At 48.2% G+C, this 11044-nt stretch carries 7 protein-coding genes, 1 tRNA gene and 1 pseudogene; 5 read left to right on the forward strand and 4 right to left on the reverse strand.

Annotation, left to right across the window (positions count from 1 at the left end):
* Nucleotides 1-18: 18 nt before the first annotated feature.
* The gene (locus tag HMPREF3090_RS00100; RefSeq protein ID WP_067975087.1) at nt 19-945 is read left to right on the forward strand and encodes a KPN_02809 family neutral zinc metallopeptidase; all 927 of its coding nucleotides are present in this window, start codon (nt 19-21) and stop codon (nt 943-945) included.
* Nucleotides 946-1076: 131 nt separating this feature from the next.
* Nucleotides 1077-1157: transfer RNA gene (locus tag HMPREF3090_RS00105), tRNA-Leu, on the forward strand.
* A gap of 447 nt (nt 1158-1604) precedes the next feature.
* Here the strand turns inward: HMPREF3090_RS00105 and sdaAB are convergent.
* Together sdaAB and sdaAA are read right to left on the reverse strand one after the other, a co-directional pair.
* The gene (gene sdaAB / locus HMPREF3090_RS09990; RefSeq protein WP_305781701.1) at nt 1605-2288 is read right to left on the reverse strand and encodes an L-serine ammonia-lyase, iron-sulfur-dependent subunit beta; all 684 of its coding nucleotides are present in this window, start codon (nt 2286-2288) and stop codon (nt 1605-1607) included.
* Nucleotides 2289-3182 (reverse strand): annotated as a pseudogene (gene sdaAA / locus HMPREF3090_RS09995) (L-serine ammonia-lyase, iron-sulfur-dependent, subunit alpha); the annotation flags it as partial. It lies immediately after the preceding gene.
* Nucleotides 3183-3446: 264 nt separating this feature from the next.
* Here sdaAA and HMPREF3090_RS00115 point away from each other — a divergent pair.
* Nucleotides 3447-4982, forward strand: a complete 1536-nt coding sequence (locus HMPREF3090_RS00115) for an AbgT family transporter (protein ID WP_067975092.1) — start codon at nt 3447-3449, stop codon at nt 4980-4982.
* A gap of 142 nt (nt 4983-5124) precedes the next feature.
* Nucleotides 5125-6012, forward strand: coding sequence for a homocysteine S-methyltransferase (gene mmuM, locus HMPREF3090_RS00120; protein ID WP_070485656.1), 888 nt, complete (start codon nt 5125-5127; stop codon nt 6010-6012).
* A 32-nt stretch (nt 6013-6044) separates the two neighbouring features.
* Here mmuM and HMPREF3090_RS00125 read toward each other — a convergent pair whose 3' ends face one another.
* The gene (locus HMPREF3090_RS00125; RefSeq protein WP_070485658.1) at nt 6045-7541 is read right to left on the reverse strand and encodes an AcpB/EbpR/MafR family transcriptional regulator; all 1497 of its coding nucleotides are present in this window, start codon (nt 7539-7541) and stop codon (nt 6045-6047) included.
* Between the two features lie 270 nt (nt 7542-7811).
* On the opposite strand from HMPREF3090_RS00125, the gene recQ reads away from it, so the two are divergent.
* Nucleotides 7812-9593: a DNA helicase RecQ gene (gene recQ, locus HMPREF3090_RS00130; protein ID WP_067975101.1), complete on the forward strand. Its 1782-nt coding sequence runs from the start codon at nt 7812-7814 to the stop codon at nt 9591-9593.
* Nucleotides 9594-9665: 72 nt separating this feature from the next.
* Here the strand turns inward: recQ and HMPREF3090_RS00135 are convergent, their stop codons facing one another.
* The gene (locus HMPREF3090_RS00135) at nt 9666-10634 is read right to left on the reverse strand and encodes a glutathione S-transferase family protein (protein ID WP_067975104.1); all 969 of its coding nucleotides are present in this window, start codon (nt 10632-10634) and stop codon (nt 9666-9668) included.
* Between the last annotated feature and the right edge of the window lie 410 nt (nt 10635-11044).

Raw genomic sequence — 11044 nt, forward strand, 5'->3', positions numbered from 1 at the left:
AAGAGATGGGGGATTCTGATGAAATGGGATGATTTGAGACGGAGTAAGAACGTCGATGACCGGCGAGGCCAGAGCATGGGACGGCCGTCACGGTCAGGTGGCAGTGGCTTAGGCGGTCTTTTAAGCCTGCTCCTGATGTCAAGGCGGGGCGGTGGGAAATGGCTTGTGATTATCATTATTTTGATGATGTTATTTGGCGGCGGCAGCTTCTTAGGGGGCGGCCTAGGTCAAGAAACAAGCAATCAAGAAGCCCAGACCAGCCAGCAGGTGGAGACCCAGCAGGCCGGTGCCTCAAGCGAGGAGAAGGACTTCCTGTCAGCTGTCTTGGGATCGACCGAAGATTTCTGGTCAGAACTCTTCCAAAGCCAAGGCCAGTCCTATGACCCCGCGACCCTTGTCCTTTATACCGACCATGTGCAAACTGGGGGCTGTGGCTTCGGGTCAGCCCAGGCGGGGCCTTTCTACTGTCCGGGTGACCAGTCGGTGTATATCGACCTTTCTTTCTACCGGGAATTGAAGAACCGCTACCAGGCACCTGGCGACTTTGCCATGGCCTATGTGCTAGCCCATGAGGTAGGCCACCATATCCAAAATGAACTCGGCATCATGGATCAATACCAGCGGGCTGTCCAGTCTGCGGGAGAGACGGAAGCCAACCAGCTCTCTGTTCGTCTAGAGCTCCAGGCTGACTACTTGGCTGGTGTCTGGGCCCACTATGCGGAAAATCAAGGCTTACTAGAGAGTGGCGATATCCAAGAGGCTCTCCAAGCGGCCAATGCCGTTGGAGATGATACCCTCCAGGAAGCCGCCTATGGACAAGTGGTGCCTGACAGCTTCACCCACGGCTCTGCCAAGCAGCGCCAAGCCTGGTTCGAGCGCGGTTACAAGTACGGCGACTTGGACCATGGGGATACCTTTAACACCTATCTTGATTTTGAAAAATAAAATCATGATGAAAAGAGGGCCAAGTTGGTCCTCTTCTTTTTTGAAAAATATACTGCTAGGTCTTGCGTCTTTCCTAAAAAAGGCGTACAATAAAAGAGTTGCTAGATAAGGAATTAGCTAGTATACATTAAGCAGAAGTGGCGGAATGGCAGACGCGCTGTCTTCAGGCGGCAGTGTCTAACGACGTGTGGGTTCGACTCCCATCTTCTGCATTGAACAGGGTGCGAGAAAGAGCGCTTAGCTTTGGATGCTTGGAGTAAGTCAGAATAAGGGCAAGCACCGCTTGCACGTTTCTGACTTGCGAAAGCACTCCAAAGCTGCTCTTTCGAACCCGACTGAACAGGGTGTGAGAGGATCCCTTTCTGCCTTTGCAAACCCGACTATAGGGTGCGAGAAAGAGCTTCAGTTGAGGCTCTTTTATTATTTATGAAGTCAATTTAAAACAAATCTTTGAAAGCATACCCCTCCAGTATAAAGCTTGAGGGATTGCTTGAGGGATAAAGCTCCGCAAGAGTTGAGGAGGGACTGCATTAAGCCTCCAGAGATATGAAGCTACGGTTTAGCCGTGGCTTTTTTTGTGCTTTTTATCAAGTCTGATTTGTTAGCAAAATTTCTAAAACAAAAAAAGCTGAGCCTTTCGACTCAGCTTAAGCTAATGCCTAATTAACATTAACATATTGAAGTTTTTCAATGCCTGGGAATTCTTTCTTCAGATCATCTAGAATTTCGTCTGAAACTTCGGTATCGACTTCAAAGACAGAAATCGCTGGGCCATTGATTTTTTGGCGTTGGTTCATCATGAAGGAAATATTGAAACCTTTATCAGCCAGGTAGTCTGTTAATTTTGCAATGACACCAACTTTGTCTTTGTGGTAAACAAAGAGGGTAGGTCGTTCACCAGAGAATTTAATGTCGTATTCACCAATTTTTTGAGCTTCAATCTTACCCCCACCGATGGAGCTAGCAATCACGCTGATGTAATTATTAGCACCCCAGAGGTCAACAAGTACAGTATTAGGGTGGTAGTTGCCGAAGTCAGCTTCCAGGAAGTGGTATTTGAGACCAGCTTTTTCTGCCATTTCTTCAGCATCTGCAATATTTGGATCGAAAGTTTCATAACCGAGGACGCCACCAATTAGGGCGCGGTCAGTCCCGTGGCCTTGGTAAGTCTTAGCGAAGGAATCCATCAGACTGAAGACAACTTCTTCTGGTTCTTCACCCAAGAGTTGACGGGCCAGGTTCCCGATCCGGGCAGCACCAGCCGTGTGAGAGGAGGATGGACCGACCATTACAGGGCCGATGATATCATAGGCAGACTTGTAATTGGCGGTCTTGGTATTCATTTCGAGCTCACCACGTGAACCGAAGACTTCTTCTTTGATGGACTTACCAGTTGGTGTACCAGCTAAGCCACCAATCCCGGTTTCACGCAGGGAAGCAGGCATTTCTTTACCGATATCATACATGGCACCGATGACTTCATCCGCTGGAATAACGCTCTTCACGCCAGCTAGGGCCATATCAGCAGCAGCTAGAGCAGTAATGGCATGGAGGCCGTTACGGATAATGCAAGGCACTTCAACCAGGCCAGCTACTGGGTCGCAAACCAGACCTAGGGAGTTCTTCAAGGCTAGACCGAGAGCATGGCCGACTTGGTCAGGTGTTCCGCCCTTGAGTTCGACTAGGGCACCGGCAGCCATAGCTGTTGCAGAACCAATTTCGGCTTGGCAACCTCCTTCAGCCCCAGCGATACAAGCTTGGTTGGCAATGGTTAGGCCGAGCGCTGAGGAAGTGAACATAGCGTTAACTAATTCATCCTTTTCATATTTGCCTGTATCATACATGTGGGTGATAACAGCAGGTAGGATGCCGGCAGAACCAGCTGTTGGTGTAGCCACAATCCGGCCCATGGCAGCATTGACCTCGTTAACAGCCATGGCATTAGCAGCTACTTCTAAGGTATCAGGATTAACCAGCGAATCCATGCCTGCATCATGGACATATTCGTAGAGACGGTGTCCGTCACCGCCTGTAATCCCAGTTTGAGACATGGCTGCTTCTTTGGTTCCCTTGCGTACAGATTCCACCATTACATCGAATTGGTCAGCCATCGCTTGACGTAACTCATCAATGCTTTTCTTTTGATACTCTGATTCAGTCTCAAGCATCAATTCGTAAATTTTCTTATTCTCTTCTGTTGCAGTTTCAATTAATTCTTTTAAATTTGTAAAAGACATTAATAAGCCTCCTTTAAATAGTATAATGATGCAAGCTCAGACTTATTATAATATAAATTGAAAGCGTTGTCAGGTGAATTCCCCTATTATTGTATTAAGTGTTAAAGAATTTAGGGCTAGGCCACTGTTTTCTAATTAAATTAAGGGGATTATGAAACATTAATGCATCTTAATCATTTGTTAATAAAAAATTAGTGAATAGTCGCTATTTAGACGTGGAAGTGCTATAATGGGCAAAATTATGTCGACTAAGGAGGAAAAATAATGGAAGTAGAAAAGAAGACGCCGCTCCAGTCCTTTCTCGATTGGGTGGAGCGGGTTGGGAACCGTCTACCCCATCCTGTGATTATCTTTATTATTTTATCTATCGTTATAATGGTTTTATCCGCTATTTTTGCGGAACTGGGAGCCAGTGCAGAATACTTCGATGCCAAGGCTAATGAGCAGGTGACTGTAGAAGCGGTCTCGCTCTTAAGTGGGGAAGGCCTCCGCTACATCTTCAACCATGCCACAACGAATTTTACGGGCTTTGCCCCCTTGGGAACGGTCCTCGTCACCATGCTCGGTGTGGGCGTGGCTGAATGGACAGGTTTGATTGGATCTGCCCTGAAGAAACTTGTTACCCAGGTTCCAGATAGCCTGCTTACGGCAGTCGTGGTATTCGCAGGTGTCATTTCAAATATCGCTTCGGACGCGGGCTATGTGGTGGTTATTCCGCTGGGAGCTATTGTTTTTGCAGGAGCGGGCCGCCATCCGATTGCTGGTTTAGCAGCGGCCTTTGCGGGGGTGTCGGGGGGCTTTTCGGCTAACCTAATGTTTGGACCGACTGATGCTCTCCTGACGGGGATTACTAATGCTGCTTTGAACAGTGTAGGAATTGAACATACCGTATCAATCACCGGCAACTGGTACTTTATCATGGCTTCCACCATCGTTTTAACCCTAGTAGGGACATGGGTATCCACCCGAATTGTAGAACCCCACCTGGGCCACTACGAGGGCAATGCGGTCCACGATGACCAAGCCCTGACTCCAGATGAAAACCGGGGACTCAAGCATGCGGGAATTGCTTTGCTTGTCTTCCTCGTTATATCCGGCCTGGCTATGGTTCCTGAAGGGGCCCCCCTTCGTTCCTTGAATGAGGCGACGGGCCAGTATGACTTGCAGGAATTCTTAAACAATGGCTTGATCTTCTATATCTTCTTACTCTTTACTATCCCTGGCTTGGCTTATGGCCGGCAGACTCAGAAGATTTCCTCATCGGATGACTTCGTGGCCGCTATGACGGCTTCAATGAAGTCGATGGCTTCTTATATTGTTTTGGCCTTCTTCGCAGCCCAGTTGATTGCTTACTTCTCCTATACTAACTTGGGCCTCTTATTGGCTAATTCAGGGGCTGAATTCTTGAAGACGGTCGGTTTAACAGGGATTCCTTTGATCCTAGCTTTCATTCTTTTAACGGCCTTTGTCAATCTTTTTATTGGCTCGGCATCAGCCAAGTGGGCGATTATGGCGCCAATTTTCGTGCCCATGTTCTTCCAACTCGGACTTTCCCCCGAACTGACCCAAATGGCTTACCGGGTGGCGGACTCATCGACTAATATTATTTCGCCTCTAATGTCTTACTTCGCCATGATCCTAGTCTTCATGCAGCGCTACGACAAGAAGTCAGGACTAGGAACTCTCATTTCCGTAATGCTCCCTTATTCCATCGCCTTCCTTGTCTTTTGGACGCTCATGCTAGTTGCGTGGTACGTCTTAAACCTACCCCTGGGACCGGGCGCAGGCCTCCACGTTTAAGAAGAAAAGAAGTGTTCACTGTGAGCACTTCTTTTTTCTTTTCTTCATGATTGGGCTATGCTAAGCTTAAGAGACTGATAAGAGAAGGGAATGAAAGCTGATGTCGGATATTGTAAAAGCTCTGGAAAAGTAAGCGGTCGTCATCCTCGACGGGGGCTTAGCCACGGAATTACAAGCTTATGAAGAGGAACTCAACCATCCCCTATGGACAGCCCGCCTCGTGGAAAGAGCTCCTGAGGCGATTAAAGCAGCCCACCAAGCTTTCTTTGAAGCGGGAGCTAATATAGCCACTACAGCCAGCTATCAAGCCAGCGTGGAAGGTTTTGTCAAGGCTGGCCATAAGAATATTGAAGCGCGAACCTTAATGCGTAAGGCTGTCTTTTTAGCCAAGCAGGCGCGGACTGCCAGTGGAGGCGATCAGGCGAAATGGTTGGCTGGCTCTATCGGACCCTATGGCGCTTTTCTAGCGGATGGGTCAGAGTATCGGGGGGATTACGAGCTCTCTGATTTAGAGCTTTATGCCTTCCATGCGGAGCGCTTTGCCCTCTTGGTTGAAGCGGGAGTGGACTTAATTTTCTTTGAAACCATTCCTAATTTTGTGGAAGTGAAGACCTTGCTCAAGCTCTTGGAGAAATTTCCCGACCAAAAAGCCTGCCTCACTGTCAGCCTTAAAGATCCTTACCATATGAGTGATGGCACAGCCCTGGAAGATTTACAGACCCTGCTGGATTGGCATCCACAAATTATTGCTTATGGTGTCAACTGCTGCCCAGCGGCTTGGGTGAGCCCTGCCTTGGATACCATGGGGCCTTCCGCTCTCAAACCTTTTATTGTTTACCCTAATCTAGGCGGGACCTACAATCCGAAAACCAAGCAATTTGAAGGGCAGAAGGAGGTGTCCATCAGTGACTGGGTGACTGATTGGTATGATAAAGGAGCGCGCTTTATTGGCGGTTGCTGTGGCACTACAGCCCAAGATATCAGAGAAGTCCGACAAAATTTGGATGCTTATATCAAAAATAAAGAGTAAAAAAACCAAGCACAGCGGCTTGGTTTTTTTCTCTAATTCCGTTCCTGCTGGCGTTTTTGTTTGAGGAAGGCGGCCAGCCAGTTGTAGTCTTGCTCGGTTGGTAGGGTTTGGACGTAGAGGTTGGGGATTTTGAAGTCATGCGGCATATCGAAGGTTGAGATGATAAGGTCGCATTTGAGATTTTCAATCAGTTTGCGCTTGAGTGGGAATTGCTTGTAAATATGGAAGTCGATCACTAAGCCGAAACGGTTGTTCAAGGCGTCCTGGATGCGGTGGGCGTGGTCGCTGGAATAATTGCTGACGATATAGGCGACTAGCTTTTGATGGGCCAGGTGCATATGGGTGTGAAGTTTTTCCCAGCCGGTATAGAGAGCATAGATGAAATTGGTCAGGCCGTAGGGAAGCGGTTTGAGACCGATCGACTGGAAATAATGCTCGCTTTCTTTGACAATGAGGTCATAGAGGTCGGGGTAGAAGTGGGACATGGTTTCGATGTAGTCTGCCTTCCGGTCGATTAAGAGGCTGTCCTTTTGAATATCTGCGACGGTTGTTAAGAAGGCATAGTTATGCAGGCTGAGAATGAGGCGGTCGCGGTGTTCAATATGGACATGGGCCTCCTGGCAGATGGTATCCAAGAATTGATTCAAATATTCAACCGACCGCTGAATTAATGGGCGCTCGCTGATTTCTGCCTGGAAATTGCGGAGGTCGACATAGATATTCTGATTGAGGACGGGCATGAAGAGTTGGACGGCATTGGTCAAGTTCAACTTAAAGTTAAAACTTTGCTCCATATTTTTGAGGTCGTCATTTTTCTCGAGTTCGTCGATAAGGTCCTGGTAGATGCCCTTAAAGAGGGGGATATCCTTGGATTGGATGAGATGGCCTTTTTGGGTGCGGATGATGCCGATCGCTAATAAGATTTTGCCTGATTGGAACCAGGCGTTGGTGTATTGGTGGCAGGTTACCTTCCAAGCGGTGCTGAGGAAGAGCTCACAATATTGCAGGTTAACCTCTTCGAAAGGCCATTCTAGCGGACTATATTTTTCGCGGAAGAAGAACATGAAGAAGAGGCGAATATTGGCCTCAGGGCCAACGAAGCGGTAGGGGCTGTTAGAGATTTCAAAATTAAACTGACTGCGCAGGGCCTGGTTCAAAAGATTGATATTCCGATAAACGGTTGATGGACTGACAAAGATTTCATCGGAAATTTCTTGGGTTGAAATATCCGGGTGAAAAAAGATCTGTTCTAGAATATTGAAGGCGACGGAGTCTCTCATGTAGAGGCGAACGAAGGTATAGTAGTCAACAGAAGGGGCATAGATGCCGCGGATACCGAATTTTGACCGCTCAATGGTCAAATATGAGGAGAAATTATTCTCAATATAAGACAAGTCCTTGCTTAGGATGCGGTCCGAACAATCGATGGCTTCCGCTAATTCAATCATCGTAATCCAGTCGGTCGACCGATAGAGGATGTGAAGTAAGCGCAGTTGGCGCTGTTCAGCAGATGATAACACAGAGTACATAATAAAACCTACCTTCTCAATTAGCCTGGCTTAGGTGCAGAAGAAAGATGAAATATTTTTCTTCTGAAAAAAAGCTAATGCTTTAATTATAGCATTTAATTGGCTTTATGAAGCCCCTAAGAATATAGAAAATATGAATTGATGGTCTTCACTTGACTTATAATTTTTGTTCAGAATTTTTTATTGAAATTTCAGCTTGACCAGCTTCCTCTTTATTATGTGCGGGGCTTCTAGTAGAATAAGGACAGAATAAGAAAAAGGAGCGATGACATGGCCACTCAAGACCTCTTAGCCTATCACTATGGCTATAGCCAGTTCCGGCCGGGACAAGAGGAGATTGTAGAGGCAATTCTAGACGGTAGGGATGTACTAGGTGTCTTGCCCACAGGTGGGGGAAAGTCCCTATGCTACCAGCTGCCCGCCCTAGCGCTGGAGGGCTTAACCCTAGTGATTTCTCCGCTGATTTCGCTGATGAAGGACCAGGTGGATAGCTTACATGAGCATGGAATTCGAGCAGCCTATCTCAATTCGGCTTCGTCCTGGGAAGAGGTTCAGTGCCTGCGTCAAGCCCTAGGTCAAGGGGACTTGGACTTGCTCTATGTGGCTCCGGAGCGGTTAAAGCATCCGGCTTTTATCGATTGGATGCGGGAAGTTAAGCTGAGCCAAGTGGCAGTGGATGAAGCCCACTGCGTTTCCCAATGGGGCCATGATTTTCGCGCTTCTTATCGTGAAATTGGTGGTTTTATTGAAGCCTTAGACCAGCGGCCCGTCGTTTCGGCCTTTACGGCGACGGCCACGGCTTATGTACGCCAGGATATCATCCAGCAATTGGGACTTGAAGATCCTCGGCTGGTGGTGAATTCCTTTGACCGGCCCAATTTGAAACTCCGCGTCTTAGAGCCCCAGTCTAAGTGGGAAGCCCTCCGCCAAGAGCTGCATCCAGAAGAGGCCATGATTATTTACGCCAATACCCGCAAACAAGTCGACCAGCTCTATGACCGCCTCCGCCAGGCCAAGTTTAAGGTCGTCCGCTACCATGCCGGTCTATCTGCTGAGGAGCGTGAAGCTGGTCAGAATGCCTTTATCTATGAAGAAGTTAACCTGATTGTGGCAACCAATGCCTTTGGGATGGGGATTGATAAGCCGGATGTGCGCAAGGTGATCCACTATAATATGCCAACGGACCTGGAGAGCTACTACCAAGAAGCAGGCCGGGCAGGGCGCGATGGCTTGCCTGCTGAAGCCATCCTCCTCTACCATGCCAAGGATATTGTGGCGGCTAAATTCTTGATCGGGCAGAGCCAGGATCCAAGCTCTGAACGCCGTCTCCAGGCCATGATTAACTATGCCGATTATGCCGGCTGCCTGCGCCAGTACCTCTTAAGTTATTTCGGCGAAAACCTGGCTGAGCCTTGCCAGAACTGTTCAGGTTGCTTAGAGGACATCGATGTTCGTGATGCCAGCCGGGAAGGGCAGATGGTGCTTTCTTGCCTAGTTCGCATGCGCTGGGCTTATGGCATGTCCATGGTCTGTGATGTCCTCCGCGGCAGCAAGGCCCAGAAAGTGCGGGACAAGGGCTTCGATAGCTTATCTACTTATGGCCTCTTAGCAGATTATTCGGAGAAAGAAGTCAAGGATATTATCTCCCAGATGCTGTCCCAAGGTTACCTCAGCCTCAACCAATACAAGGGCCTTGAACTGACCCCAGCCTCCAAGGCCCTGCTCAAGGGGGACAAGCAACTGACCATCAAAGCGCGACCCTATAAGGCGCACAGCCAAGCTAAGTCAGCTCAGAAAACAGCGGTGGCCAGTCAATTATCTGAACGTGATGAGGAACTCTTTGAAGCCTTGCGCGAGCTCCGCTATGAACTTGCAGGAGATGAAGGGGTGCCAGCTTATATTATCTTTAACAACCAGACCCTCTTGGAAATGGCTGAAGAAAAGCCCCAGACCTATGATGACTTTCTTGATATCAGCGGGGTAGGCCAGGTCAAGGCTTCCAAGTATGCGGATATCTTTATTGAGCGTATTGAGGAATGGTTGGAAGGTTAAAAAAAGAACTTCTAGACTGGCTCGTTTAGCCTGGCGCTAGAAGTTCTTTTTGTGTTTGTATTTGCTTTTGTTTTATTCGTCTTCAGGCAAGCTCCAGTCAAGGATAGGGCCTGCTGGAACGATACCGTTTGGGTTGATGGTGTCGTGTGACCGGTAGTAGTGTTCTTTAATATGTTGGAAGTTTACTGTATCGGCAATTCCTGGCATATTGTAAATCTTACGGGTATAGTACCAAAGATTAGGGTAGTCTACTAATTGATGGTAGTTGCACTTGAAGTGGCCATGGTAGACGCTATCGAAGCGGACCAGGGTGGTGAAGGTACGGATATCTGCTTCTGTGAATTGGTCACCGACTAAATAGCTGTGGTCTTCCAAGTGGGCTTCCAGTTCATCGAGCATCTTGAAGACATTAGCGACTTCCTCTTCATAAACCGCTTGGTCGGTCGCAAAGCCTGCCTTGTAGACACCGTTGTTGAGATTGTCGTAGATCTTGTCATTCCAATGGTCAATTTCTTCGCGCAAGTTTTCAGGATAGTAGTCGCCTTCTTTGGCGCCAACTTCATCGAAGGCAGAGTTCAACATGCGGATGATCTCAGAAGATTCGGTGCTTACGATGGTATCCTGCTTGAGGTCATAGAGGACGGGCACCGTCACCCGGCCAGAGAAATCTGGGGCCACATGGGTGTAGATTTGATAGAGATAGTCCGCGTCGATGACTGGATCCTTGATCACGCCATCCGCCTCGTCAAAGGTCCAACCGTGTTCAGCCATTAAGGGGTTGACCACAGAGAGGCTGATCATATCTTCTAGCCCCTTCAACTTCCGCATCATTAAGACCCGACTCGCCCAAGGGCAGGCCAAGGAAACATAGAGATGGTAGCGGTCCGCTTCGGCCTTGAAGCCGCCTTCGCCGCTAGGGCCTGGTTGACCATCTTTAGTCACCCAGTTACGGAATTTAGCAGCATCCCGTTCGAAATGCCCACCTGTGCTTTCAGTATCATACCATTGGTCGCGCCATTCGCCATTAACGAGTAGTCCCATACCAACACTCCTTTTCTATTATTTCAGTTTCGATATATTTTTATTATAACGAAAATCATAGCAAAAAACGAATGAAACGCTTGGCGAATGATAAGAAAAATATGTTTTGTCTGTTTTCCGCATTGGCTAATTCATACAGACTGGCTCAGCTGACTTGGTCCAGTGAAGGAAAGCTAAGCGCGTGCCCTCACACCCTATAGTCGGGCTCGACTTGGCAGGCTTGGAGTGATTTCACAAGTAAGGAAGGAGCGAATACTTCGCCCTTATCCTTACTTGCTCCAATCATCCAAGCCTAACCGCCAAGTCTTACGCCCTTGTAGTCGGGTTCGCAAAGGCAGAAAGGGCGTGACTTCAGCAAAGTGGAACGATCGGCTAGAGCCGCTCTTATCCTCTTTGCCTCCAGTCATCCC

The organism is Aerococcus sp. HMSC23C02, from assembly GCF_001806805.1.
Taxonomy (GTDB): Bacteria; Bacillota; Bacilli; order Lactobacillales; family Aerococcaceae; genus Aerococcus; species Aerococcus sanguinicola.

Coding starts and splice junctions, on each gene's coding strand:
- HMPREF3090_RS00100 (WP_067975087.1), top strand. CDS start 19: ATGAAATGGGATGATTTGAGACGGAGTAAGAACGTCGATGACCGGCGA.
- sdaAB (WP_305781701.1), bottom strand. CDS start 2,288: ATGAATACCAAGACCGCCAATTACAAGTCTGCCTATGATATCATCGGC.
- HMPREF3090_RS00115 (WP_067975092.1), top strand. CDS start 3,447: ATGGAAGTAGAAAAGAAGACGCCGCTCCAGTCCTTTCTCGATTGGGTG.
- HMPREF3090_RS00125 (WP_070485658.1), bottom strand. CDS start 7,541: ATGTACTCTGTGTTATCATCTGCTGAACAGCGCCAACTGCGCTTACTT.
- recQ (WP_067975101.1), top strand. CDS start 7,812: ATGGCCACTCAAGACCTCTTAGCCTATCACTATGGCTATAGCCAGTTC.
- HMPREF3090_RS00135 (WP_067975104.1), bottom strand. CDS start 10,634: ATGGGACTACTCGTTAATGGCGAATGGCGCGACCAATGGTATGATACT.